This window comes from Spirosoma knui, assembly GCF_054780635.1.
In genome coordinates, this window is sequence record NZ_BAAGVY010000025.1 from 1 (window position 1) to 26,059 (window position 26,059).

Genomic DNA, 26,059 nt, shown 5'->3' on the forward strand with positions numbered 1-26,059 from the left:
CCAACTGATTTTTAGTTGAGATACTGTAAACAGATAGTAGGACTATAAGCATGAACTAATAAATTCACTTCGAAACTGTAAACTTATTTTAGGACGCTACATCAATCTGAGACGTTGATTCGTGAGATAACAATTTAAGACATGATTTGACTCAAGTTTGCAGCTATAAGGTCTTATCTTCTCTCGACTCTTAAAAAGGGCGTTTGAAGAGCCGGTGAACCAGCAAGTATTTAGCGGAGAAAATGTCAACTGCTTTACTGGTATTGGTGCGAGCCTGACAAGATGAAAGAGGCCCTATACTTAAGTATCCCTATAACCGTCCATATTTGGACAAGTCACCGTCCGTTTTCGGACGATAGTAAGCTAGTAGTAACCTAAAAATAGGTGTGCTAACGCCTATGGAGACAAAAAGAAAGGTTGGCCCGTGATTTGTCATGCAAAAGAGAAAGATAACCTAACCGGATGAAAGGTACTCAACTAGGCGAGTTCGAAGAAATTGTCCTGCTTACAATTGCACTGCTCTACGATGATGCCTACGGCGTGGCCGTTTTAGAGGAGCTTAGTAACCGTCTGGAGCGGCCTATGAGCTTAGGGGTTGTTCACAGGACCTTGCAACGACTAGAAGAAAAAGGACTGGTTACTTCCCGATTTAGCGAGCCCATTGCTGAACGGGGAGGGCGAAGCAAACGACTTTTTGCGGTAACCCTGGCGGGTGAGCAAGCCTTACGCGAAGCGCGACGCATCCGAAATGAGTTGTGGGATGGAATTCCGAAAACTGCTTTTGATCATCTGACATGAATCGGAACAATAAAAGCGATCAAGATAGGCAGCCACCACGCTGGGCTGAGCGGCTGATGGGGCGCATTACGGCTCCTCATATTCGGGACGAAGTGCTGGGCGATATGTATGAATTATTTCAAAAGCGAGTCCAGCACTATGGTGCTATCCGAGCCCGGCTGCTGTATGTGCTGGAAATGCTGTTGCTGCTCCATCCCCGACTTTGGCGTAAACAGGCTCAATCAGCCTATCAATACACGAAACAAACTGAATATTCAGCACCAAACCCCATGACTATGCTAAGCAATTATGTTAAAATCGCGTTAAGAAAGCTCAACCGGCACAAGTCCTATACGACCATCAACGTAGTGAGTCTGAGCCTGGGGATTGCCTGTGCCATTCTGATCTTTACATTGGTTAAATACCACCTGAGTTTCGATACGTTCCATGCGGCTCAGGATCGTATCTATCGCATTACAACGGAGCTTCATAACGAAAAGGTCACGTATAGTACAGGCGTTCCTAATCCTATGGGCGAAGCTTTCAGGCGCGGGTATGATGTCGCGGAGGAAGTTGGGCGGGTCGGTTTTTTGAAAAATCAGGTGGTAGCTGTATCACCACAGAAAAAATTTAATGAAGATGTTGCGTTTGCCGATGCTGACTTCCTACGAATTTTCAATTTTCCACTACGCGAAGGCAGCCCACAAACGGCGTTGCAGGAGCGAAACACCGCCCTGATCACGGAACGAATTGCCAAAAAATACTTTGGCGATATAGACCCCATTGGTCAATTGTTGCACATTGACAGTTCCCTGGTCGTAAAGATTACAGGTGTTCTTCAAAACCTGCCAGCCACCACCGATTTTCACACGGAAATCTATCTGCCCTACAGCAATTTGCAGGATCATAGCCCCTGGCTGGTCGAAAAAGACTGGTGGGTAGGGTTTAATAAAGAGATGCAGGTTTTTATCCGGCTCAAACCGGGTGTATCGGCAGCTATGATCGATTCTAAGATTCTGCCGGCCATTACGGATAAATACTATGACAAAGAGAATGCAAAAATTTTTCGGTTTAAGCTACAGCCACTCTCTGACGTTCATTTCAACCCGAAGCTACGAGGATACACTGAGAAAAAGAATCTCTGGACCTTTGCGATAATTGGCCTATTTCTGGTTGTTACAGCCTGCGTCAATTTTATTAATCTGGCAACAGCACAGGCGCTTGGGCGTTCAAGGGAAATCGGCGTTCGGAAAGCATTGGGTAGTCAGCGGGGATCGCTTTTCTGGCAATTCATTACCGAAACGGCGTTCATTGCCGGATTAGCCTTGGTTATTGCTTTAGGACTGGCGTATCTGGCCGTACCATTTGTCAATCAATGGTTTGCTATAGAACTAGCCCTTAATCCATTGAAGGATACGTATCTGCTTGCCTTTTTGCTCGGCCTGCTGATCATCGTGATTTTTTGTTCAGGCGCTTATCCCGGTTTGATTCTGGCTCGTTTTCAGCCTGTGCTGGCGCTGAAGGGAAAAGTCTCTCAGCAGTCGGTAGGTGGTTTTTCGCTACGAAGGGGCTTAGTTATCACGCAGTTTGCAATTTCGCAACTGCTTATTATCGGCACGCTGATTGTTACCAATCAGTTACGTTATTCGCAGCAGGCCGACATGGGTTTTCAGAAAGATGCAATCGTTATTCTGCCGATACCGAATAATCAGAAGTCAAAAATTAGTACGTTGAATGCGCAGTTTTCGGAAATGGCTGGCGTCGAAAACGTTACGTTTTTTGGTAGCCCTCCCGCTTCTGAATTTCTGGCCAGTACAGGTATTCGCTTTGACTCTCGTCCGAAAAATGAAAACTTCAGTATTTCGTATAAAACCGGGGACGATCAGTTCGTTCCTACGTTCAAAATACCTATTCTGGCTGGTCGCAATTTGGCACCGTCAGACACAGCCCGAGAGTATTTATTCAACGAAGCTGCCGTAAAATCCCTTGGATTAGCTTCTCTACGAGATGTACTCGGCAAATCGGCTACGATCAACGGTCAATTGGGAACCATCGTTGGGGTTATGAAGGATTTCCATTTTAAATCGTTTCGTACGGCTATTGAGCCGCTCTGCCTGACGACCCGACGTGAGATGTATACTAGTTGCGGAATAAAAGTAGCTCCGGCGAATCTGGAAGCTACCCTGGCCGGATTTGAAAAAGCCTGGACGACCATGTATCCGTCATCCGTTTATACGTATCGTTTTCTGGATGAGGACATTGACCGACTTTATAAACTAGATACTATGATTCTTCGGCTCATTCAGGCGTTTGCTGGTATCGCCATTTTTGTCGGTTGCCTGGGTCTATACGGGTTGGTTTCGTTTATGGCGGCTCAGAAAAAGAAGGAGATCGGCGTGCGTAAGGTATTGGGGGCGAGTACGTCTGGCATTCTCTGGCTGTTCGGGAAAGAATTTTCTCGCCTGTTGTTGATTGCGTTTGTGCTGGCCGCTCCGCTGGCTTGGTGGGTGATGAACAAGTGGTTGAGCAATTTTGTGTATCGGATAGAACTAGGCGCAGGCATTTTTATCCTGGCAATTCTGATCACATTTATCGTCGCCTTGCTGACCGTCGGTTTCCGTAGTGTAAAAGCCGCCCTGGTAAATCCGATAAAGACGTTACGAACCGAATAGGTTGTCGAGAAATCAGCTCGTCCAATTATTGTTGACAATCAGTGATTGGACGAGCTGATCTGCGATCATTTTATTGGTGATAAAACCAAAAGCTAGTTGTTCGCTCTAACTCTTTCCTTGAGACGATGTAGATTCACCTGCTCGTAAATAGAGTCGACAAAGGGATAGCGAACTGACAAGCGATTAGCCAGGTAAAGCCTTTAAGTCGAGACGCTTACAAACTAGCAAGCATCGACCGGATGCTTAAAAATGCTTAAGCAAGCTCCTCTACCTAGTCGCCGTGCTTCATCGCCAAACCGGCACGTTGATGTAGCTACTGTTGTACCACTTTATCTGCAACGGCTCTTTCGCATCGGATATGGTTTCTGTGCTCACGGCTTTGCCGGTTCCATAATTCAACTGGGAAAATGGATTCTTATTGACATTGACGGCCAGCACCAGTCGACTGCCCTTCCCTACCTGTTTACTGACTAGGTGCGTATTTGAAAACGCAATAGTCGTTCGTTTACCCGGCCGCAACAAGGATCGTTTCGTCATGTCTTTTGCATAACTCGCCCGACCAAGGTAATACGACAGATGAAAATACTCGCCAGTCGGTGTTAACTCATATAAGGTTAGGCCAAGGTCGACATCTTTTTTATTGAGGCTGATAGTTAGTTGACCCAGGAAGGAGCCGTTGACCAGCAGTTGTTCTGCCAAGGGGGCGCTGACGAATACAAAGCCATTGCTCATATCAAGTGTCTTGCGCTCAATGGGGTCAGGGTAGTACTCGTTGTTACTCGTCTGCCGGTCCGAGAAATCGACCTGTTGGCTCAGATAACTTGTTGTTGATGGCTTTTGGGGACTTAACGAGTAAAAATCATTTGTTTTTTTGTCAGTCAGGTAAAACGTTAACAATCCGTTATGCATTTTATCGAGTGAAGGAGCGCTGCGCCACTCATTAGCCCCCATGACCTCATAGTTGATCTTATCTTTGAGCATGGCAGGCCTGGGGCCGCTTTTTAACACATGATCAAGCCACTGATAGGTTAGTTGCTTGATGTCGAACAGGGCCACCGAATCCACCCGATAGCCGTTAATTACTCGTTCTCCGCCGATCTGGCTACCAAAGTGTCCGTAAGGGCCAATCACCAGGTAACCAGGTGTTTTCGGATTGTATTTCTGGAGTTCTCTTAAGTAATATAGACTCGAATTCTGGGAATCATTGTAGTAACCATCAATAGCCAGAACAGGAATAGTGATTTGGGCAAAGTCCTGTTTATAAGGAGCCATCGTCTGCCAGTAGGGGTCAAAGTCAGGATGACTAATCCAGCGTTGAAACCATTTGTTGGGTCTGCCGTCGAGGCTATCCATTTTGTTGTAGGCCGCTCCACTGCGCCACCAGTCGAACATCAGTTGCCGGTAGCGTTTCCGATCATTCCCCGCAAGCGTATCCAGGTAGGGGTTGTTACCCACGTAGAAGGACCATTCATAGTTTGGGTTGACAAAAATGTTGTTTTCCATGGGCAAGCCCATCCCTGGTCTGTTGGCGACATAGGGGACAATGGTTTTAAGGGCCGGATGTAGCTGTTTACAAGCTGCCCATTGCGAAAAGCCATTATAGCTACCGCCAAACATGGCCACGCTACCATTGCACCAGGGTTGTTTACTGATCCACTCAATCACATCGTAGGCATCAGCGGCTTCATGTTCATAAGGATATATCTGAGCGGTACTGAATCGTTTGCCTCTTGAGTAGACGATTAGGCCGACATATCCCCTATCGGCCGACTCTTTCAGGGACTTGATATCTCGTCCTGTATCCCGCACATAGATGGTAAACTGAAGGACCACGGGCAGCGGCTGGCTTACTGCTTTTTTTCGAACCATGATGGCCGAAAGGATTGCTCCATCCCGGGTTTTTATCAGGATACTATCCTGAACGTCGTACGTACTTTTGGGAGCATCTATTCTGGTCAGAAGAGTTTGTTGAGCATAGGTAAAACGAGCTACCAACAGGAAGAGGACAATCCAACTACTGTTTGCTGTATTGGCGGGATTCATTCGTTTAACGTACTGCTGTTGATTAGTAAGCGACATAGGCTGTATGGTTGAATCAAGCCCATCTCTTTCTGTTTTTTTAGATAGTGGGCTTCTAAGGACAGCCATTGGTTGCTTTTGTTGCAGGGTGAAACCAATCGGGAAGAAATTTGAAGTAGGCTCAACAAGTTACAAAGTCTCAACAAACGCTCCTTACTTGGACGGTTTATTTTAGTTACTATTAACGACAATCCATAGAATACGAAATAGCGCGAACAAATTATTGGAGACGGCCAGTGTTTGCGGCCTCGTTTGCTTATCTTGCTTACTAGAAATTTATGAGCCTCCGTAACACAACGCAAGTTTTCGACTTTAACCGTGGAACCAATTAACGCTATCAGTCCAAGTGCTGGACGGGTCAGGTCTTTCTTAAAAAGCCTTCAACAATTAGCCTGGTTTGAACTATTTGAAAAATGGTTTGGCGTGGGCGTCAAACTGCTTTGGCTAAGCCTGTTTATTGCGTTTTGTATCTACCTACGCAAGGAGTATAAGAAAACCATTTACTACGTGCAGGATTTTAAAGTACCCCCCGCCTGGGTAGAACAGGGCTACAGCGGTGAAGTTGTCAAACAAGCCATCCTCGATGAGATCGACTCCATCCTGGACGGTATTTATGGCATGAACAGGTCCATGGTGGGCAGTAATGAGGATAATACGGAGTTGTTAAATGAGCTGTCGGTGGAAGGCTTTAATCTGAGAGCCGTTACCAAATCCATTCTGGCCCTGCTGGGCAGGCAGGATAGAACCATCGGCGGTTACATCACCCTCAGCGACTCCACTCAACAGGTATCCATACAGGTCACTGATCAGATTACCCAGCCACTATCCATCGGTCGGCATGAACCTGCTCAAAAGCTGATTCATCAAGCCGCCCTGGAGATTATGAAGGTGCGCTCGCCCAAAGCCTTGATTACCTATTACATGATCAAGAAAGATTCGGTGATGGTTGATAAGGTGTATGCGTACCTGAAAAAACATCGGACGTTGATGAGTGATTACTATTTCTATATGACGTCCGTTGCCGTGGCTTTGAATAGTCTGAACTATGAAGAAGCCTTTGCCTGGACGGATAGTGCAGCCAGCCAATTCCCTACTGACAAGTTGGCTTATTACACCCGGGCTGAAATTTATATGACCTTAGCCGCTCATAGTAAGGCTGATTCAGCAACGATCAGAAACTACAAACAGTTATTCGTCGACAACATGCGCAAAGTGGGTGAGCCGGGCCTGCCGGCCCAGGCTGCAAATATGGCGCAGACCGCCAATTTTTATTTAGCCGGGTTTTATGTCCGGGAAAATGACGCGGAATCGCTCATCGATCTGATGGAGCACAATCGGCTGGAGACTCGCCTGAGTGCTCCCATTTATAATGCCTTAGCCTATGGCTATATGGCTCGTAGCGACTATAAAAAAGCCGAAGAGTCGCTGCACATTGCCCTTAGTCAGGCAGGCCAAGTGGGCGACTATTGGGACTCTCTGGCTGAATTGCATAGTCGTCAGGGTAGGGATTCACTGGCGGTTGTCTATCTAGGGAAGGCGTTAAAATCCCCTCAGAAATCAGAGGCCGTGTCGGCAAAAGCTTATCGGGCAGACGCCCGCTGGCAGCGACTACGCAAACGTACGGATTTTCAGCAATTGCTGAAGCCGTATGTGACTGATGGGGTTTAATAAAGATAAAAATCATTGTCTCACAATTCGCTCCCATGTGAGACGAAGGGGCGCTCATGTGTCTGCTTTAAAAATGGGGCGTTTCAAAAGATTGCTTTGATATGCATATCCATTTTCCATTAGCCTGCTTGTCCGAAAAAGTACATTAGCGTAGTAATGCCCAAAATCAATAATGCCCAACTTATAATCACCTGACCTTTAGGTAGGGGGCCGCTCATCAACACGCTTTTGCCAAGGGGTAACAGGGCTACGCAAAGACCCGCTGTGGCAAAGACCGATGCGAATGAAGCCCCTTTGAGTACCCCTAGCATTAAAGCCGACATCAGACCTAAGCCAACAGAGCCAACTAGACTTAATACGCCCGATCGATACGTCCCAATCGCTAGGATTACCCAGCCAAACATGATGGCCGCCGACAAGCTGGAAACGATGTGGAAAGCGCCATATGAGTCGGCGACGGCCTTAGTAGCCAGTTGCAGGTTTTGCACCTTCACTAATTGAAAGGCTAGATGATTGATGCCATAGTGGAAGCTACGAGCGAATAAGCCTAGCATCACCAGCGTCCCTCCCCAGAGTGCCCAAGCCGGTTGTCTTTGCCCAACCAATTTGGCTAAAGTGATTATAGCTGGCCACAAGAGGATAGTACCCGCCAGGAAAAGACTATAAGCCGTGGTGACTTGAGTTGGGAGTTGGTCAAAGGCTTTAAGTTGTTGGGGAAAGAAGAACTCAAATTGGAGGAGCAGGAGTTGGGAGAGAAGAAGGAGAAGTGGTGCAAGTATCATGGCAACTCCTCCCATCCAGCGGCCAGGAAACCAAAATGTCGTTGATTCGAGCGACTCAATTTGGTGCATCATATTGTCTTTTTAGGACAATCATATTACAATGCAAGGTATTATGTAATACATACTACACAGGTAGTTTTTTTCACGTTTCAACGGCAATCACTGATTCCCCTAAGACTCTAATCATGCGTTATTTATCATCAGTAAAACGCTCCTTCTTGAGACTAGAGCGTGTCTATAATCCGGGCGTAAGGCGAGACGATAAATTGAGCTCATGCCTTGGGCAACTGTCCCCTAAAATTGTGACTAACACCGTTTCTGTAACCTTCGGACCGTTTGGGAGTTCCCAGCCTAAAATTGAAGCATATGCCTTTTAACCCAATTACACCCCTACTCATGGTTCTGGTAGCTGGTAATACCTTTGGGCAGCCAACTAGGGGAAAACTTAACCTGGATTCACTCCTACAACGGCAAGCGACTGCCTTTCTAAAACAAGCGCCCTTCGCGGCCTTATCAATTGGGCTCATCCAAAATGGTAAAACTCATTTTTACAATTACGGTACGACTCAGCCAAAGTCAAAACAACTGCCAACTGCTTCAACCGGCTATGAAATTGGCTCCATCTCTAAAACCTTCACCGGTACCCTGCTAGCTCAAGCTGTCATAGAAGGCAAACTAAACCTGGATGATGATATCCGGCGTTACATGACCCAGCACTATCCAAACCTGGCATATCAAGGGCACCCGATCCGGCTCGTTCATTTACTCAACCATAGTTCAGGATTGCCGTTTAACTTACCGATTAAACCGAGCCGTTTCTCTACTTCAGCAGACTCTACTTCCTTTGAACAGCATCGCCGGAAATACATCCCTGAAGACTTCTTTACTGACCTCCACCAAGTCAAACTCGACACCGTACCGGGTATCAAGCTGAGCTATTCGAATGCAGCGGCTCAACTGCTAGGCTACATTTTAGAAGGCATGTATCACATGCCTTATGAACAACTGATTCAAGCCTATATCTGTCGTCCATTAAAGATGAGTCATACCCAAGCTCGACTCTCCAAGCCCCAGCGGCTGCAGGGACATAACGGAACAGGCGTGGTTATGCCTTATGCTATCCCACAAGAGCTGGCTGCTGCGGGCATCTGGTCAACGACGGCCGATCTTTTACGCTATGTGCAGTGGCACATGGACGAATCGCAGCCGATTGTCCAGCTCACTCACCAGCCTACCTGGGGCGATATTCGCTATTATGCGATGGGTCTGAACTGGCAAATGGACGATAAGGCCCCGATGCCCCGGCGTATATTCCAGAGTGGAAGCACCTTAGGCTTCAGCAGTTTTTTAGTTTTCCAGCCTGACCTGAAGCGGGGCGTTGTGCTATTAACGAATGTATCCGATCTGGATACGCAGGGGCAGTTGTCAGCCATAGCCAAAGAGATGTTACTAGGGCTGGACAAAGATGATGAGGAGTAGATCTGACCTTTTTGAGCAGGCAAAGGGTTAGGTAAGCAACAGCGACATAATCTCACTGAACGCTCCTCCCTGAGACGAGGTCGAATCTATAATTCGGGCTTTTTAGTATACCCTACCGCTTCACGTATCACTCCATCGGACGGAATTAATGGAGTTGGCTTACAACACAAATTGATAGCTACCTCAGTTACCTAAGCTGTACGCAATCAATCTGTCACTATGTTCACGACTTACTTTGCTCTAATTATCTGGGGCATTTTTTGGCTTGGCTGGGCCATCTGGGGGTATACAACACGCCGTCGAGTTCAGGTGCAGCAGCCATCTAAGACGAGTTGGTATCGGCTAATCCATGTAGCACTCGTCGTACTTTCCTTCATCCTGTTGCTCAATCCACTACCAATGGCGTTCACCAAACCTTTTTCCGTTATGCCTCACTGGGTTCACCAGGTAGGAATGGGGTTGATGCTGATGGGCATGATGTTCGGAGCCTGGGCCCGCCAGGTGCTGGCTGATAATTGGAGTGGGGCCATTCAGCAAGTAGAAAACCAGACCTTAGTTACTAGTGGTCCCTACCGTTACGTTCGCAATCCGATGTATACGGGTTTCCTCTGGGCCGCATTCGGGACGACCTTGTATCAACCCAGCCCGTCAAGCTTGACGGGCTTACTGATCTTGAGTGGAACCTATGCGGTGAAAATAAGTCGGGAAGAACAGTTCTTACGGCAAGTACTTCCGGGCTACGCTGCCTATAGTGAGCACACTTGGCGTCTGATTCCGTTCCTCTACTGAGTTGGGCATCGGCGAGAGGTACAGGGATTGGCACAACTGAATTCCCCGGTTGGCGAACGCTACCGGGAAGATTTTTTTGAGCGGATTGGCTAATTTTTGCGCAGATCAATAATAACAATGCGGAAAACATACCATCTCAGTAAAGGCTCTCAACGTGAGATGCAACGTATGCTCGTTGAATGGTAGCTTCCTATAAAAAAACATCTTTGAGCTAAGCCGCCATCGACGCTTAGCTCAAAGATGTTTTTTTATACTAGCTGCTCGTCTACTTCCCGCCTTTCGCTTTTGGTTCACTGGCTAAGCCCTGCACCACCTTGTTCAGGAGTTTATCGTGGCGGACGTCGTACATATACTCCCAGAACATAACCCCAGCCAACTGCTTCGATTTTATATAATCCGTTTTGTAGCCGAACGATTCTTCGTCAGCATAGGAAATGAACGTGCGGGAGGTTGGATTCCAGAGATATGGCACCTTCGCATCGGCGTCCCAATAGCGTGTAAAGCCATTTTTATTAATGTATTTATCAATCAACTCGTCGTGGCTGATAAACGAATGTTTACCCGGTGCTGGTTGAAAAAGGCCGTTGTCCTGCGATCTGGCGTCGGCCCAGCCGCGTCCGTAGAAGGGAAGGCCCAACACAATTTTGCTGGCCGGTACGCCCGCCCGAATATGTCCCTCAACGGCGTCGGCCGTGCTGTTTCGCGAGTGATCACCTTTGGCAGACTGGTAAAGCGGGCTGTGGTGGCCGGTCACCTTGTCGTTCCCATGATACAGATCATACGTCATGATGTTGACGTAATCCAGGTATTGCTGCGCCTTGCCCAGCTCCGTATGATTTACAAAGGCGGTGTCGCCCCCCGTAGCCGCTGTCAGCAGGTAATGGTTCGCGCCAACGCGTTTATCTGTCTTACCTTGCTCGTCGAGCTGATCCCGAATGGCTTTCAGAAATAAGGTGAAGTTTTGCTTATCGACGGGACGGTAAATATTGCCTGCGCCAGGCTGATCCGGATATTCCCAGTCAATATCGACGCCATCGAGCCGATACTTCTTAAGCAGGGCCACCGCACTGTTGGCGAATTTTCGGCGTGATGCGTCCGTCAGGGCAGCGTCCGAAAAGTATTTACAGCCGCCCCAGCCCCCAACGGAAATCAGAATTTTAAGGTCTTTATTCCCTTCTTTTAGGGACGTTAACGTAGTCAGGTTTGTGGAATCTTTCGCGCTCAGTGGAGCCAGTTCGCCAGTTTGGGCAGGTATAGCAAAGGCGTAGTTGATGTGCGTAACTTTCTTCGGATCAATCTGCTCTTTCGTCCAGCCGTCGCCCGTTACGTAGCCGATAATAACGTACGACTTTGCGCGGGCTATAGACTGAGCAAGTATGGATACTGATGTACTACTAATCCCTAAAAAAGTAAATAGAGTAATTAAGCGAAGATTCATATAGGTATAATTAACATTCATTATGATCGGAATCCAATATTATATCGGCTTTTTAAAAATACTTATACAATTTTAAAAAAATTAAAAAATAGACCTTATATTCGCTATGAGAACCAACTAGCAGAATAATAGTCTATGTGTTGAATAGATTGCCAAATCTAATTTGCTACGTACTGATTAAACGCTTAAGCAAGATAAAAAACATTGGTTGTAGCCCGTATAGTCGATGTAGTATTAGGCAGATTTCACTTGTAAGACTAAGCAACGGACTATTTATTTTGCGATAATTGACCCCTAGTTACGCTCAGTTAGTGAGTGCTTTTTTAGTTGTTTATCTAATCCTATTCATGTTTATGAAACAAAAATTACTGAAAGCCTCTGGAAGAGTTTTTCTCTTCTTAGGAGCCTGGATGCTTATTGCGCTATCGCCCTTGTATGCTGTTGATCGTGAGATCACAGGACGAGTGACTGACGAAAGAGGTAGTGATGTCGCTGGAGCAACCGTAACCATCAAAGGCACATCGCGGGGTACAAACACGGACGGTAGTGGCCGGTACCGCATAACCGTATCCGACGATAATGCAGTGCTGGTGTTTTCGTACATTGGGTACACACGACAGGAAATCACCGTCGGTAATCGGTCGGTTGTTGATGTTCGACTTGTGCCCGGTGAGTCGGTTCTTCAGGAAGTCGTGGTTACGGCACTTGGCGTATCGAAAGAAGCCCGCAAAATTGGCTATGCCGTAACGACGGTCGATGCAACGGCGTTTACGAAGGCGCGCGAGACCAACGTGGGTAACTCGCTGGTTGGTCGCGTGGCCGGTCTAAGCGTGAAAGGCACGAATAGTGGTCCTGGTGGTACGTCTAAACTGCTGCTGCGGGGTATGCCCAGTATGAACTCAGCCGGTTCGCCGTTAATCGTGATCAATGGTGTACCCATGGATAACACGCAGCGGGGTAGCGCGGGTGAGTGGGGTGGTGCCGACGGTGGTGATGGCCTGGGTAACCTGAACCCCGACGACATCGAAACCATGACGGTCCTGAAAGGCCAGTCGGCATCTGCATTGTACGGTGCACGGGCGACGAACGGGGTTATTCTGGTAACGACCAAGCGGGGCCGGAAAGGGGACTTCGCGGTTGATTATAACATGAACTTAACCACCGATCAGCCCGTCAACTTTACTGATTTTCAGTATGAATACGGACAAGGTATTGGTGGTGCGAAGCCAACTACACAGGCGCTGGCCCAACAGACAGGTCGCCAGAGCTGGGGTGCCAAGCTGGACGGATCAAATGTGATTCAGTTTGACGGTAATCAGTATCCGTACGTAGCGCAGCGGGACAACATCAAAAACTTCTACCGGATGGGGTCGAACTTCACCAATACCGTGGCGGTAACGAAAGGTGGGGATAATGGCTCATTCCGTCTGTCACTGTCCAATCTGGCCAACCAGGCTATTGTTCCAAACAGTGGTTTAACCCGGAAAACGGCTAACCTGACGGTCGATCAGAACATCACCGACAAGTTGAGCTTTAGCGTGCTGGCGAATTACATCGACGAACGGATTAAAAATAAGCCGGTTCTCAGCGATGGCCCGATGAACGCCAACAACGGGTTGATGCTGGCCACCAATATTGACCAGCGGATTCTGGCCCCTGGTTACAACACGACAACCGGCCGGGAGGTGATCTTCAGCGACGACGAATACGTAACGAACCCGTATTTTGTTATTAACCAATTCGTTAATAACGTCGATCGCAAGCGCCTGATCTCGATGGCGTCTACGAAGTACCAGTTTGCAGACTGGATTTACGCGCAGGCTCGTATCGGCTACGATAATTCGAACGATCGCATCTTCAAGGTAACGCCCTGGGGGACTGCCTTCTCGAATGGTACCAAAGGCGGACTCGATGAACTCTCGAACGCGCAGCGTACCGAGTTGAACGTAGACGGTCTGATTAGTATTAACAAAAACGTTACGTCCGACATCTCGATCAATGCGCTCTTAGGTGGTAACATCCGCAAGAACCGCTATGAGCGTATTGCAGTAAATGGTGGCCCATTTGTACTGCCTTATCTATACAGTTGGAACAACGTAGTAAACTACAACCGCGATTATAACGTAGCGAATACGGAAGTTCAGTCGGCTTACTATAACGTCGACCTGGGTTATAAGAGCTTCCTGACCCTGAGCACCACGGGCCGCTATGATACGTATTCAACGCTGCCGAGTGCGAACCGCAGCGTTTTCAACCCATCGGTTACGGGAACTTTAGTGTTCTCGGATCTGATTCGAGTGCCGAATCTGAGTTTTGGTAAGCTGCGGGCTTCGTACGCGATGACGAGTGGTGAGCCCAAAGATCCTTATGGCACCAGTATTTACTACGGGGTTGGTAACGCAATTAACGGTGTCGCAACAGGTAATTTCAGAGATGAGCTGCCTAACCTATTTCTGAAGCCGTTTACCAAAACCGAGCTTGAAGTAGGCCTGGAACTACGCTTCTTCGGCAGCCGGTTAGGATTGGATCTGGCGTATTACACCCAGAAAACGCGTAACGAAATCATGCCTGCTAACTACAGCTGGGCGACAGGTTATACCAAAGGTGTGATCGGTACGGGTTCTGTACAGAACAATGGACTTGAAGTGCAGATTAATGGGGCACCCATCCGTACATCGAAGCTGAACTGGAACGTATCATTGAATTTGACGTCGGTGCGTAATAGAATCTTGCAGACCGATGCCAACAACAACCCAATTACACTGGGCCAGAACCGGGCAACCCTGGGCAACGCTGTTACTGCCTTTGTCGTTGGTGAGGCAGGTCCCCAAATTCGCGCGTATGACTACAAATACGCGGCAAACGGTCAGATTGTCGTTGATGCGTCGGGTCTTCCTGTTCGCGGTGAGCTGATCAACATGGGTACGGTACTACCTACGCTGTTTGGTGGATTAAACAACGAGTTCAACATCGGCAATTTCAACCTGTCGTTCCTGGTTGACTACAACTACGGGAACAAGATCCTGTCGGCGACTGAAAACTATTCATACCGTCGCGGTTTGAACAAAGCTACGCTGGAAGGTCGCGAAACCGGGGTTAAGGTCGGCGTTGTTGAAGGAGGAGCCGCGAATACCGTTACGGCTACGGCGCAGGATTATTATACCGCGCTGGCTAACAACGTAACCAAGATCAGCGTACTCGACGGTGATTTCATCAAGATGCGTCAGTTTACGTTTGGCTTTAATCTGCCTAGCAGCTTGCTCGAAAAATTGCCGCTGATCCGGGCCGTGAACATTTCGCTGGTTGGTCGTAATTTGTTCTACATCACGAAAAAGGCTAAGAACATTGATCCTGAGGCTTCGTTCGGCTCCAATCTGAATTATACCGGCATCGAAGGCGGCAACCTGCCCTCTACCCGGAATTACGGCGTTAACGTAAACATCAAGTTTAAATAGAAAGCATTGATTATGAATAAAAAGCTAATAGCGCTAACATTTCTAGTTGGAGCTCTGCAGTTTTCGTGTACCGAAGATCTGGATCAACTGAATACTGACCCAACCAAAGCTTCGGCTACTACTTTTGATCCGAACCTGCTGTTGCCCAGCTCTCAGTGGAACTACGTCAATTCAATCGCCGGCTATAACGGTCCTATCTTGTTCCAAAGCATGTGGGTGCAAATTTTTGCCTCAACCACATCGGGCGCGGCCAACTACTACTCGAATGGTGATAAATACGTAATTTCGAGTAATACGAACTCGTATTTGGCAAGTACGTGGAATGAAGCGTACAAGGCGGCCAGCTTTGCCTACGAAATGGAGCAGCTGACTAAGGGTAAGCCTGCTCAGGCCAACCTGAACAACATCGCGGTGATTATGCAGACACAGGCGCTGTCGACCATTACCGATACATATGGCGATGTACCTTACACGCAGGCTCTGCAGGCAAAGGCAGGAACTACGATACCAGCGTATGACGCCCAGCAAAGTGTGTATAAGTCGATGCTGAGTCGGCTTGAAACGGCTACGGCGGCTCTCAGTACGTCGGGCGATGTGCCTACCAATGATGCCTATACGTACAAGGGCAACATTACGCAGTGGAAAAAATTCGGGTATTCGCTGATGCTTAAGTTGGCGATGCGCTTAACGAAGATTGATCCGACAACTGCCAAAACCTACGCCGAAAAAGCAGTAGCTGGTGGTGTGTTCACGAGCGTGAGCGACGATGCTTACGTAATGGCCGATAACGCCAATAGTTACGGCAATGGCAACGGCGCGGCCCTAAGCACGCTGGCCGACGTGTATCAGGTACGGTGGAGCAAAAAGCTCATCGATTATCTGAAGGCTGGCAACGACCCTCGTCTGGCTAAGATTGCTGAGGTTCCCGCTAGTGGGCTAACTGCGAATCAGGACTTTGCTATTGCTGGTAATAGCGACCCCAGTGTACAGCTTGGTTTACCGAACGGATACGATATGAACGGTGGTGCAACCGACATCAGCAAATCGCCGGGTTATCCGGGTGGTACGGGCACGGGGGCAGAGGCTACACCAATCGGCAAATACTCCCGCCCAACCCTGATCTACCGCAACCGGAGTGCACCCATTTTTGTGTTGACCTACGCCGAAGTTGAACTACTCCTGGCGGAAGCCGCAACCCGTGGATTTAGTGTAGGCGGTACGGCCGCTGATCATTACCAGAAAGGCGTATCGGCTGGTATTCAATCGCTGGGTAAATACGGTACTGCCGCCGTTATCGACGCGGCTACGGCGGACGCCTATGCGGCAGCTCATCCATTGGTGGCTGCCAATGCGTTGAAACAGATCAACGAGCAGTACTGGGCAACAACCGGCATTCTGCAGAACTTCCAGGAAGCCTGGAATAACTGGAAACGGTCGGGCTATCCGGAGTTGACACCGGTAAACTACACCGGTAACTTCTCGGGTGGTCAGATTCCGCGTCGGCAACCGTACCCAACTACAGAAGCTACGCTGAACACCAACAGCTATAAAACCGCCGTTGGCAGCCTTTCTGGCGGTGATACCTGGTCGTCGCGCGTATGGTGGGACAAATAGTCTGAATAGAAAGGGCAGGAGGTCTTTATAATCCCTGCCCTTTCTATTATTTTTATTGGCTACTGACAGCTTATGTGCGTATGCCTCTTGCCTTTACGTTTAACAAACGAATCATTTCTCCTCTCCAAACTTTTTATCGTTGCCTGGCAGCGCTGGGTTTGTTGTGCCTGACTTACCGCCATACAAACGCGCAGACACCACTTTTCCGGCTTTTGCCCCCGAGCCAGACGAATATCAATTTCAGCAACGACATCAACGAAAACGAAAGTCTTAATGTCCTGGCTTACGAGTACTTCTACAATGGTGGCGGTGTTGCCGTAGGCGACATAAACAATGATGGCTGGCAGGATATTTTCTTTACCGCTAACCTCAAACCCAACAAGCTCTACCTGAACCAGGGTGGGTTAACCTTCAAAGACATTACCGCTGAAGCAGGCGAAGAACTAGCCGGACGAGCCGGAGCCTGGAAGACCGGCGTCAGCATGGCCGACGTAAACGGCGATGGACTGCTTGATATTTACGTTTGCTACTCGGGCAAAAACGACGACGGCAAACGCCGAAATCAACTCTTCATTAACCAGACAACCACTAAGGGAGGTCCCATCCGCTTCGTTGAAAAAGCGAAAGAATATGGTCTCGATGATGCGGGATACAACACGCAGGCCGCTTTTTTCGATTACGACCGCGATGGTGATCTGGACGTATTTCTGCTCCACCACAACGTAAAGAAATACGATAACATGGAGCTCGCGAAGCTCCATACCGAAACCGACGAGCTAGCGGGTAATAAGCTCCTCGAAAATCATAAAGGCCGGTTTATCAACGTAACGCAGAAAGCCGGTATCTATCAATTCCCGCTGACGTTCGGGCTGGGTATTGCCATCGCCGATGTCAATCTGGACGGCTGGCCCGACATCTACGTAACGAACGATTATAACGAGCCCGACTACCTCTACATCAACCAGAAAAACGGTACGTTCCGGGATGAAACCCAGACGAGTTTCCGCCACATGGCGCAGTTCTCAATGGGCGTCGACATTGCGGATTTCAATAATGATGGGCTACCCGACGTAATGTCGCTGGATATGCTGCCCGAAGACAACCGTCGGCAAAAGCTTTTACAACTCCAGGAAAACTACGAGTCGTTCGAGCTGATGCAGCAGCAGAACCTGCAAAAGCAGTACATGCGGAACATGCTGCAACTGAACAATGGAGTGGGCCGGGATGGCGTTCCATCGTTTAGTGAGATTGCGCAGGCGGCTGGCGTGTCGAATACCGACTGGAGCTGGGCACCGTTGTTAGCCGATTTTGATAACGATGGCTACAAAGACTTATTCATCACCAACGGCTACCTGAGGGATTACACCAACAAGGATTTTCTGCGCTATTGGGGCGATTACAAGATCAAGAAAGCGATCAACCGCGAGCCGGTTCAACTCATGGATCTCGTAAAGGCCATGCCATCGACGAAAGTTGCCAATTATATATTCAGCAACAACCACGATTTAACCTTTCGCAACCGGCAGCAGGAGTGGGGTATGCAGACGCCATCCATCTCGAATGGAGCCGCGTATGCCGATCTGGACAACGACGGTGACCTTGAGTTGATTGTGAATAACATTAACGAGCCCGCTTTCATCTACCAAAATATGGCTCGTGAGCAGTCTCCGAATGCATATGTACAGATCAAGCTGGTACCGACCTCGGATAGCAAGAATGCGTTGGGCGCTAAAGTAACGGTGTTCACGAACGGTAATCTTCAGTACCAGGAGCTAAGTTCCGTCCGAGGGTACTTATCGAGTCAGCCGTTGATGCTGCATTTTGGTCTGGGCACTGCAACCGTAGTTGATTCGATCCAGGTTATCTGGCCCGATCAGTCCGTTCAGAAGTTAGCCCGTGTTCCGGTCAATCAGCTTCTGGTCGTCCAACAGCAGTCGGCCAAAGCGATTCCATCGGTATCAACCACCAAATCGGTAAACCCCGTTTTCGCTAAAGTAGGATCGGTTGTCAGCCACACCCACGAAGGATACGCCGAAAACGACTTCAAACGCCAGCCCTTAATGCTGTGGATGTATTCGCATACGGGCCCCGTAATGGCCAAAGGCGATGTGAATAAAGATGGCCTGGACGATGTGTTCATCAGTGGCGATCAGAAAAAGCCCGGTACTGTATGGGTGCAACAGAAAGACGGTACGTTTAAGCTTATTGATGGGTTAACGATTGGCGATGAATCCGTTTCTGCCATTGTAGCTGCGGTATTCTTCGACGCGAACGGCGATGGCTACGACGATTTGTATACAGCCAAAGGAGGCTATTCGCTGTTTGAGCCCAATACGCCATCTCTGCAGGATGAACTGTATCTGAACGATGGTCATGGAAAACTGATTCTGGCGAAGAATGCGCTGCCAAACCTGAGTGCGAATAGCAAGTCATGCATCCGTCCCGGCGATTATGATGGTGATGGCGATATTGACCTGTTCATCGGAGGGCGGGTTGTACCAGGCCGTTATCCCGAAGCCCCAACGTCCTATCTGCTCCAGAATTCGGGCAAAGGCCAGTTTACGATGGTGCCCGTACCGTTCACAACGGTTGGCATGGTGACGGACGCGCAATGGGCCGATCTGGACGGCGACAACCGACTCGATCTGATTGTCTGTGGCGAATTTATGCCTATCAAGGTTTACCGGAACACCAAAGCTGGATTCGTTGACGCGACCAGCCAGTACTTTCCTGAAAACGAAAGCGGGTTCTGGTTATCGGTCGCCGTGGGCGACGTAAATGGCGATGGTAAAAACGATATTGTGGCGGGTAATCTGGGGACAAATTCGCAGATCAAAATGTCTCAACAGGAGCCCGCTGAATTGTGCTATGCCGATTTCGACAATAACGGTTCGGTCGATCCGTTTTTCTGCTTCTACGTGCAGGGGACGTCATACCCATTCGTCAGTCGCGATGAGTTGAACGATCAGATTTATGCCATGCGCAAACGGTTTGGCTTCTATAAAGATTACGCAAATGCGACCCTTGCCAACATATTTTTGCCTGAAGAATTAGCGCAGGCCAAAAAACTGACCGCCGTAGAGTGTCACTCGGTTTGTTACGTCAACCAGGGGGGACGGTTCGAGAAGCAGATTCTGCCCCTACAGGCGCAGCTAGCCCCCGTAACCAGCATTCTGATCAAGGATGTCAACCGGGACGGACACGTGGATTTGCTTCTATTGGGTAACAAATCCGACAACCGGTTGAAACTGGGCGCTATGGACGCCAATTACGGCTGTCTGCTAACCGGTAATGGACAGGGCAACTTCACCTACGTCAGTCAGCCCGAATCCGGCCTGTCGGTAACCGGCGATGTAAAGTCAGTCGTTGAACTAACCATCGGGCAGGTACCCCACGTAGTGATCGGGGCCTTCAACCAGCCGCTTCAGGTGTATAAACCTCAGAAACCATGAAGCGAAACGTAGTCATCTGGTTATGGGTATGCATCGGTTCGGCTCGGATCGCTACAGCTAAACCCGATTTAGGGGCTCGCCTTCAACCGACGGTATTTGCCCTGTCGATGGTGATGATCCACGATGTAGTGAATCCGCCCGCGGCCAGCCGTTTTTATACGTATTGTTTGCTGGGGGCTCATGAAATTGTAGCGCAGCATCAAACGTCGGTAGCGTCGCCAACCCGGCTGGTAACGGGCTTTGAAACCCTTAAGCTCGATACGAAGCAGCCGTACAATTATCAGATTGCTGCGTTGTACTGCCTCCTCGAAACGGGGCGACTGATTCTGCCATCGGGTTCGCTCCTGGAGGAAGAACAAAAGAAACTTTTGGAAGAACTCAGGCAGGCGAAATACAGTGAGTCCATTATTCAGCAGTCGGTCGTTGTCGCGCAGGCGGTCGCCAAAAAAGTTATGGCGTATGCCGCGGTGGATAACTACAGCAAGCTAAGCGCCCGGCTTCGGTACCGCCCCACCAGGGCCGACGGACACTGGTATCCCACGCCACCCGGTTATATCGAAGCCGTAGAACCCCACTGGCGAACCATTCGGCCCATGATGCTGGACTCCTGTGGCCAGTTTAAGCCCAAACCTCCTGTTGCATTTAGTAAAGACACCAGCAGTGCGTTTTATAAGCTCGCGTACGAGGTGTATCAGACAGGCAGCAACCTGACAGCCGAACAGCGCTTTATTGCCTCCTATTGGGATTGTAACCCGTTTGCGATCAACACCTCGGGGCACATGTCCATTGGTTTCAAGAAGATCAGCCCCGGTGGACATTGGATGAACATTACCAGTCTGGCCGCGAGTAAAGCCAGGCTATCGTTCGATAAGGCCGTTCAGGTTCATTCGGTGGTGGCGATGACCTTGATGGACGCGTTCATTAGCTGCTGGGATGAGAAATACCGGAGCAACCGAATTCGACCCGAGACGGTGATCAACCGGTCCATCAACGCCCGTTGGCAACCACTGCTGCAAACACCCCCGTTTCCTGAATACACCAGCGGGCATAGTGTAGTATCGACTGCGGTTGCCGAGGTGTTAACATACCTGATCGGTGCCAATTTTTCATTTACGGATACAACAGAGATCATCTTCGAACTGCCCGAGCGAACGTTTTCTTCGTTCCGGCAAGCCGCCGAAGAAGCTTCTATTTCCCGACTGTACGGTGGTATTCATTATCGCGATGCGATTGAAAACGGGCAGGCGCAGGGGCAGGCTATCGGGGCTTTCGTTGTGGAGAAGATAAGAAAAGCCGGAATCGGCCCTGCTTTGTGAAGGCCGTTTTTTGATAAAGCGAGCCGCGTCAATACCGATAAGTAGGACTAAATTTGTAGTAAGTACAGCTGATTATACACTTTTTAGCCTAAGCCAGTGCAAAATCTATTCAAAACTAATCGAACCGAACCGTAAGGCTATCATGCAGGATAACGAAGTTTTTTCTGTCATTGACACGAAAAAAAATAAGTTAAAGCGGAGAATCATCAATGAGTTATACCAGTATGGAGCGCATACGATTGCGCAGTTAGCCAAGCTGTTACATACGAGTATTCCGTCTACTACAGCCCTGATCGACGAGTTAAGCACCGGACAATGGGTGCAGGGAATCGGCACCGGAGCTGCACAGTTTGGTCGTAAGCCCTCACTGTATGCGCTCGATGCCAACCGGTACGTAACAGTCGTTGTCGATATTAACGTACACGACACCAAACTGCTGGTCTTTAACCTGTCGAACCAGGTGGTTCATCGGTTAGACATTGGTCTCAAACTGGAAAATTCGGCTTCATTGCTCAATGTGCTTTCTGAGCCGCTTGAGCAACTGGCCCAGCAGCTTGATCAGGATAAATTACAGGTCATTGGCGTCGGAACCGCTTTACCGGGTCTGGTAAACCCCCGACAAGGCATTAATTATACGTACCCCAGCATCAACAAGCCGGAGTTATCACTGAATCAGCAACTGATGCAGGCGTTTGATGCGCCCATCTACTTCATAAACGATACGCAGGCTACCATTCTGGGTGAACATCACTTTGGGCTGGCGAAAGGTAAAAAACACGTACTGTCCATCAATATTGACTGGGGAATTGGTCTGGGGGTTATTACCAACGGGGATATATTACAGGGCTCGGCCGGGTTTGCGGGTGAGTTGGGCCACATTCAGGTGCGGCCCGACGGCGATTTGTGCACCTGCGGAAAGGTCGGCTGTCTGGATACTGTAGCGTCGGCATCGTCTTTAATTCGCCGGGCGAAAACCTGGCTGGAAAACGGACAGATGTCGTTGCTGTCTGACATGGATGCCGACTCGATCGACATCGAAGCCATTATCAGCAAAGCCAACGCCGGGGATGCCTTCTGCATTGATCTGCTCAGTGACGTAGGCCATGAGTTAGGCCGTGGATTGTCTACGGCAGTTCATCTGTTCAACCCGGAGTTGATCATTGTCAACGGGGTGCTGGCTACGGCCCGCAAAGCCATCACGCGGCCCATAGAACAGGCGATTGCTAAATATTGCCTCTTTAACTACCAGGATAACCTCAGCATCGAATTGTCGAAATTGGGTGAGATGGCCAAGCTGTACGGTACTCAGGCGTATATCCTGCAAAATCTACTGGAGCAGGAACTGATCCCTTAATCCCGATTACTGCATTCACGCGTTTATGAACAGTCGTTCTCTCTCTGTACTGGCCGCTGCCTTCCTGACGACCTCCCTTTCGTTTGGGCAGCAGCACGCCGAGCAAAACCACAGTAAGTATGTCTGGCCTAAGGATGACCAGGTGAAACAAAAGCTCAGTCAGTGGCAAAATATAAAGTTTGGCCTGCTCATGCACTGGGGCACCTACAGCGAATGGGGTATTGTGGAATCCTGGTCGCTCTGCCCCGAGGATGAAGGCTGGTGCGAGCGAAGGGGACCCGCATCGGCCAACTGGTTCGACTATAAGAAAGCGTACGAGAATCTACAGACCACCTTCAACCCGGTCAAGTTTAATCCTGAACGATGGGCGCAGGCGGCAAAAACGGCGGGCATGAAGTACATGGTGTTCACCACCAAACACCACGACGGATTCTGCATGTTCGACACTAAACAGACCGATTATAAAATTACCAGTTCAAAAACGCCGTTCTCGTCGAATCCACGTAGTAACGTAACGAAAGAAATTCTGAACGCCTTCCGGAAGCAGGATTTTATGGTGGGTACTTATTTTTCTAAACCGGACTGGCATAACGAGCACTACTGGAAACCGTATTGGCCACCCAAAGACCGTAACGTTAATTACGATCCCAAAAAGTACCCGAACGAGTGGAAACAGTTTGCGGACTTTACCTACAACCAGATTCAGGAACTGATGAGCGACTACGGGAAAGTAGACATCCTGTGGCTCGATGGAGGTTGGGTACGGCCGTTCAACACCATCGATTCAACCGTTAGCTGGCAACGGACCATTCCGTATGATCAGAACATCGACATGGCCCGTATTGCGGGTATGGCCCGCCAGAAACAGCCGGGGCTGCTCGTAGTCGATCGGACCGTGTCGGGTGAGTTCGAAAACTACGTAACGCCCGAGCAGCAAATCCCGGATCACTATCTGCCCATTCCGTGGGAAACCTGCATGACCATGGGCAGCAGCTGGTCGTACGTCCCAAAAGAAAACTTTAAGTCGGCTCGTCAGCTCGTGCAGACGCTGGTCGACGTAGTGGCTAAGAATGGAAACCTGCTGCTCAACGTAGCACCTGGACCCGACGGGGAATGGCACGAAGAAGCGTATCAACGGCTCAGCGAAATTGGCCGCTGGATGCAGGTAAATCAGGAAGCCATATACGGCACTAAACCCGTAGCGCCTTATCGGCAGGGGCAGTGGGCGTTTACCAAAAAAGACAACGTAACCTATGCCGCGTATCTACCCACCGAAGCCGAACAGCAGCTGCCTGCGCTGATGACTTTGCCCTTAATGCCAGGTAAAACGGTATCGTTGCTGGGTGCGAAGCCGTCGCTCCGCTGGAAAAAGGCGACGAACGGCGCTGCAGTGACTATTCCCGAAGCGATTCGTAAACAATTGGCCGATCAGCCGGTATGGGTATTTAAACTTAGCTAACACTATACCTTAGTGTGCCCTGATGCATGAGTATGCTCTACACCGCTGATCAAGTTGCACAATTACCTACCGGAGGATTTCGCTATCTGCGTACGTTGCTGACCGATCACGTATTGACCATTACGCTCAACCGGCCGGAGAAGAAGAATGCACTCAGTCCGCCCATGCTCAGCGAACTTGCCTTCGCCCTGGCGTATGCGCATTATACGACGGACGTGTGGCTGGTCGTGCTGGCTGCTGCGGGCGATACGTTTTGCGCCGGTATGGATTTAAAAGCCTTATCGACGGGTGATGCCGAAACAGCTACGGTTCCTGAGCCATCGAGTTCCGTTCGCATTGGCGAATTGATGGCGGGCCTGCATAAGCCGTGTATTGCGCGGGTGCAGGGTCCCGTGTATGCGGGCGGCTTTTTACTGGTTGGCGGCAGTACGTACGTTGTTGCGGCCGAATCGGTGACGTTTACCTTGCCTGAAGTTAAACGCGGTCTGTTCCCGTTTCAGGTGCTGGCCGTGTTGCTCGACATTATGCCCGCCCGAACCGCGCTCGATCTTTGTCTACGCGCAAAAATTCTGTCCGCAATGGACGCCCGTGCCATTGGACTAGTTACCAACGTAGTGCCGAACGACGGATTAGACGCGGCCGTATCGCTGCTAACCGCTGAACTGAAACTGCACTCGCCCACGGCTATGCAATATGGTTTACGGGCCTATCAGCAACTAAAAAACCTGCCATCGGACAAACAGCAGGCTTTTCTGTATGATCAGTTTGTTCAGTTGCAGCAAACGCCCGACGCTAAAGAAGGGATGGCCGCTTTTCTGGAGAAGCGATTGCCGAAGTGGGGCGGAGCGTAATCAGGGTTTTGGTAGATCGGGGCAATTATCTTTCCGGCGGGTGTCGATAATGTTCTGGATGCGCCAGTTGCCATTTTCTTTGATGAGCGTAAACGCATTCACGCCACAGTGACTTTTCTTGTCCTGAAAATAAAAGACGTACGGTGTCCAGGCCGTGGCTAGTTCCGCGTCGATCTTAACATCTATACCCGACAGCCGCTCATCGAGCGCTAAAGGCGGATATTTAACGACTGAAGCCGCAAACTTCCGAATGTCTTCGTTACGTACCGAAACTGCGCCTTCCTTGGACTTGGTGATGGTTTGCAGCGTAGCCGTTGGAGCGAACGCATTTTTGACCTGCGTAGAATCGCCTTTGCGCATTCCATCAAACAAAAGCTTAATGGTCGTCTTTACAGCCGCTTCGTCGTTAGACTGGGCAAAGGCCGGGATAGCGAACAGCAGCCCGAACAAAATAAAGGATACGTTTTTCATGCAACGCGTTGGTTACGACCCATAAAGAAATAAAGTAAGGCACCTATGATGTTCAAAAATAGGATGATAATAACCCAGATAAGTTTATCATTCGATCCTTTGAAATCGCTACGTATCACATCCACAAGCGCAATGACCGGGAGCAATACCAGTACGCCCAAAACAAGCAGGATGAGAATTAACTCCTGCCCTCCTAAACCGATGAGTGTATACATAGCCTGATCAGGGTTAGAATGGGGGCTGTCAGGGGTTAACGGACAGCCCCCGTTTATGGCTTAAATATACTGATTAATAATCATCTCAAACAGCTCCTGCTTGCCGCTGATCTGCTTGGGCTCCCCCTGCTCCAGGGCATACGACCGCAGGTCCTCCAGCGTTAGCTCACCCTGCTCGAAACGAGCAC

At 49.3% G+C, this 26,059-nt stretch carries 17 protein-coding genes; 12 read left to right on the plus strand and 5 right to left on the minus strand.

Annotated elements, in window-relative coordinates:
- Window positions 1-462: 462 nt before the first annotated feature.
- The gene (locus ACYVIY_RS28375) at window positions 463-798 is read left to right on the plus strand and encodes a PadR family transcriptional regulator (RefSeq protein ID WP_460980047.1); all 336 of its coding nucleotides are present in this window, start codon (window positions 463-465) and stop codon (window positions 796-798) included.
- The gene (locus ACYVIY_RS28380) at window positions 795-3,449 is read left to right on the plus strand and encodes an ABC transporter permease (RefSeq protein WP_460980049.1); all 2,655 of its coding nucleotides are present in this window, start codon (window positions 795-797) and stop codon (window positions 3,447-3,449) included. Before ACYVIY_RS28375 ends, ACYVIY_RS28380 begins: the two co-directional genes overlap by 4 nt.
- Before the next feature lie 285 nt (window positions 3,450-3,734).
- Here ACYVIY_RS28380 and ACYVIY_RS28385 read toward each other — a convergent pair whose 3' ends face one another.
- Window positions 3,735-5,528: a CocE/NonD family hydrolase gene (locus ACYVIY_RS28385; protein WP_460980050.1), complete on the minus strand. Its 1,794-nt coding sequence runs from the start codon at window positions 5,526-5,528 to the stop codon at window positions 3,735-3,737.
- A 318-nt stretch (window positions 5,529-5,846) separates the two neighbouring features.
- On the opposite strand from ACYVIY_RS28385, the gene ACYVIY_RS28390 reads away from it, so the two are divergent.
- On the plus strand, window positions 5,847-7,196 hold the full coding sequence (locus ACYVIY_RS28390) for a tetratricopeptide repeat protein (protein WP_460980051.1): 1,350 nt from the start codon (window positions 5,847-5,849) through the stop codon (window positions 7,194-7,196).
- A 119-nt stretch (window positions 7,197-7,315) separates the two neighbouring features.
- On the opposite strand, the gene ACYVIY_RS28395 is transcribed toward ACYVIY_RS28390, so the two are convergent.
- Window positions 7,316-8,050: a hypothetical protein gene (locus ACYVIY_RS28395; protein ID WP_460980052.1), complete on the minus strand. Its 735-nt coding sequence runs from the start codon at window positions 8,048-8,050 to the stop codon at window positions 7,316-7,318.
- A 324-nt stretch (window positions 8,051-8,374) separates the two neighbouring features.
- On the opposite strand from ACYVIY_RS28395, the gene ACYVIY_RS28400 reads away from it, so the two are divergent.
- Together ACYVIY_RS28400 and ACYVIY_RS28405 are read left to right on the plus strand one after the other, a co-directional pair.
- A complete protein-coding gene (locus tag ACYVIY_RS28400; RefSeq protein WP_460980053.1) occupies window positions 8,375-9,457 on the plus strand; it encodes a serine hydrolase domain-containing protein in 1,083 nt (360 codons plus the stop codon).
- A 219-nt stretch (window positions 9,458-9,676) separates the two neighbouring features.
- Window positions 9,677-10,246, plus strand: coding sequence for a methyltransferase family protein (locus ACYVIY_RS28405; protein ID WP_460980054.1), 570 nt, complete (start codon window positions 9,677-9,679; stop codon window positions 10,244-10,246).
- Window positions 10,247-10,511: 265 nt separating this feature from the next.
- On the opposite strand, the gene ACYVIY_RS28410 is transcribed toward ACYVIY_RS28405, so the two are convergent.
- Window positions 10,512-11,684, minus strand: coding sequence for a glycoside hydrolase family 18 protein (locus ACYVIY_RS28410; protein WP_460980055.1), 1,173 nt, complete (start codon window positions 11,682-11,684; stop codon window positions 10,512-10,514).
- Between the two features lie 353 nt (window positions 11,685-12,037).
- Here ACYVIY_RS28410 and ACYVIY_RS28415 point away from each other — a divergent pair, with 353 nt between their 5' ends.
- The 7 genes from ACYVIY_RS28415 to ACYVIY_RS28445 all read left to right on the plus strand — a co-directional run bounded on the left by ACYVIY_RS28415 (window position 12,038) and on the right by ACYVIY_RS28445 (window position 25,185).
- Window positions 12,038-15,139 carry a SusC/RagA family TonB-linked outer membrane protein gene (locus ACYVIY_RS28415; RefSeq protein ID WP_460980056.1) on the plus strand — a complete coding sequence of 1,034 codons (3,102 nt, stop codon included), beginning with the start codon at window positions 12,038-12,040 and terminating at the stop codon, window positions 15,137-15,139.
- 12 nt (window positions 15,140-15,151) lie between these two features.
- A complete protein-coding gene (locus tag ACYVIY_RS28420) occupies window positions 15,152-16,753 on the plus strand; it encodes a SusD/RagB family nutrient-binding outer membrane lipoprotein (RefSeq protein WP_460980057.1) in 1,602 nt (533 codons plus the stop codon).
- Window positions 16,754-16,833: 80 nt separating this feature from the next.
- Entirely contained in the window at window positions 16,834-20,205 is a 3,372-nt protein-coding gene (locus ACYVIY_RS28425) for a VCBS repeat-containing protein (RefSeq protein WP_460980058.1), read from the plus strand.
- Window positions 20,202-21,521 carry a vanadium-dependent haloperoxidase gene (locus ACYVIY_RS28430; protein ID WP_460980059.1) on the plus strand — a complete coding sequence of 440 codons (1,320 nt, stop codon included), beginning with the start codon at window positions 20,202-20,204 and terminating at the stop codon, window positions 21,519-21,521. Before ACYVIY_RS28425 ends, ACYVIY_RS28430 begins: the two co-directional genes overlap by 4 nt.
- A gap of 142 nt (window positions 21,522-21,663) precedes the next feature.
- Window positions 21,664-22,875, plus strand: coding sequence for an ROK family transcriptional regulator (locus ACYVIY_RS28435; protein ID WP_460980060.1), 1,212 nt, complete (start codon window positions 21,664-21,666; stop codon window positions 22,873-22,875).
- Window positions 22,876-22,900: 25 nt separating this feature from the next.
- Window positions 22,901-24,334 (plus strand): alpha-L-fucosidase, encoded by a 1,434-nt coding sequence (locus tag ACYVIY_RS28440; RefSeq protein ID WP_460980061.1) that lies wholly within the window; start codon window positions 22,901-22,903, stop codon window positions 24,332-24,334.
- A 32-nt stretch (window positions 24,335-24,366) separates the two neighbouring features.
- Complete coding sequence (locus ACYVIY_RS28445; protein WP_460980062.1) at window positions 24,367-25,185, plus strand: enoyl-CoA hydratase-related protein; 819 nt, start codon at window positions 24,367-24,369, stop codon at window positions 25,183-25,185.
- Here the strand turns inward: ACYVIY_RS28445 and ACYVIY_RS28450 are convergent, their stop codons facing one another.
- Window positions 25,186-25,656: a nuclear transport factor 2 family protein gene (locus ACYVIY_RS28450; protein WP_460980063.1), complete on the minus strand. Its 471-nt coding sequence runs from the start codon at window positions 25,654-25,656 to the stop codon at window positions 25,186-25,188.
- Window positions 25,653-25,871, minus strand: coding sequence for a PLDc N-terminal domain-containing protein (locus tag ACYVIY_RS28455; protein ID WP_460980064.1), 219 nt, complete (start codon window positions 25,869-25,871; stop codon window positions 25,653-25,655). Before ACYVIY_RS28455 ends, ACYVIY_RS28450 begins: the two co-directional genes overlap by 4 nt.
- Window positions 25,872-26,059 lie beyond the last annotated feature (188 nt).

What these genes read in the sequence shown, in the direction of transcription:
- ACYVIY_RS28410 (WP_460980055.1), bottom strand. Translation starts at nt 11,684, where the DNA reads ATGAATCTTCGCTTAATTACTCTATTTACTTTTTTAGGGATTAGTAGT.
- ACYVIY_RS28425 (WP_460980058.1), top strand. Translation starts at nt 16,834, where the DNA reads ATGCCTCTTGCCTTTACGTTTAACAAACGAATCATTTCTCCTCTCCAA.
- ACYVIY_RS28455 (WP_460980064.1), bottom strand. Translation starts at nt 25,871, where the DNA reads ATGTATACACTCATCGGTTTAGGAGGGCAGGAGTTAATTCTCATCCTG.
- ACYVIY_RS28450 (WP_460980063.1), bottom strand. Translation starts at nt 25,656, where the DNA reads ATGAAAAACGTATCCTTTATTTTGTTCGGGCTGCTGTTCGCTATCCCG.
- ACYVIY_RS28440 (WP_460980061.1), top strand. Translation starts at nt 22,901, where the DNA reads ATGAACAGTCGTTCTCTCTCTGTACTGGCCGCTGCCTTCCTGACGACC.
- ACYVIY_RS28395 (WP_460980052.1), bottom strand. Translation starts at nt 8,050, where the DNA reads ATGATGCACCAAATTGAGTCGCTCGAATCAACGACATTTTGGTTTCCT.
- ACYVIY_RS28430 (WP_460980059.1), top strand. Translation starts at nt 20,202, where the DNA reads ATGAAGCGAAACGTAGTCATCTGGTTATGGGTATGCATCGGTTCGGCT.
- ACYVIY_RS28435 (WP_460980060.1), top strand. Translation starts at nt 21,664, where the DNA reads ATGCAGGATAACGAAGTTTTTTCTGTCATTGACACGAAAAAAAATAAG.
- ACYVIY_RS28415 (WP_460980056.1), top strand. Translation starts at nt 12,038, where the DNA reads ATGAAACAAAAATTACTGAAAGCCTCTGGAAGAGTTTTTCTCTTCTTA.
- ACYVIY_RS28420 (WP_460980057.1), top strand. Translation starts at nt 15,152, where the DNA reads ATGAATAAAAAGCTAATAGCGCTAACATTTCTAGTTGGAGCTCTGCAG.
- ACYVIY_RS28400 (WP_460980053.1), top strand. Translation starts at nt 8,375, where the DNA reads ATGGTTCTGGTAGCTGGTAATACCTTTGGGCAGCCAACTAGGGGAAAA.
- ACYVIY_RS28405 (WP_460980054.1), top strand. Translation starts at nt 9,677, where the DNA reads ATGTTCACGACTTACTTTGCTCTAATTATCTGGGGCATTTTTTGGCTT.
- ACYVIY_RS28375 (WP_460980047.1), top strand. Translation starts at nt 463, where the DNA reads ATGAAAGGTACTCAACTAGGCGAGTTCGAAGAAATTGTCCTGCTTACA.
- ACYVIY_RS28445 (WP_460980062.1), top strand. Translation starts at nt 24,367, where the DNA reads ATGCTCTACACCGCTGATCAAGTTGCACAATTACCTACCGGAGGATTT.
- ACYVIY_RS28380 (WP_460980049.1), top strand. Translation starts at nt 795, where the DNA reads ATGAATCGGAACAATAAAAGCGATCAAGATAGGCAGCCACCACGCTGG.
- ACYVIY_RS28385 (WP_460980050.1), bottom strand. Translation starts at nt 5,528, where the DNA reads ATGTCGCTTACTAATCAACAGCAGTACGTTAAACGAATGAATCCCGCC.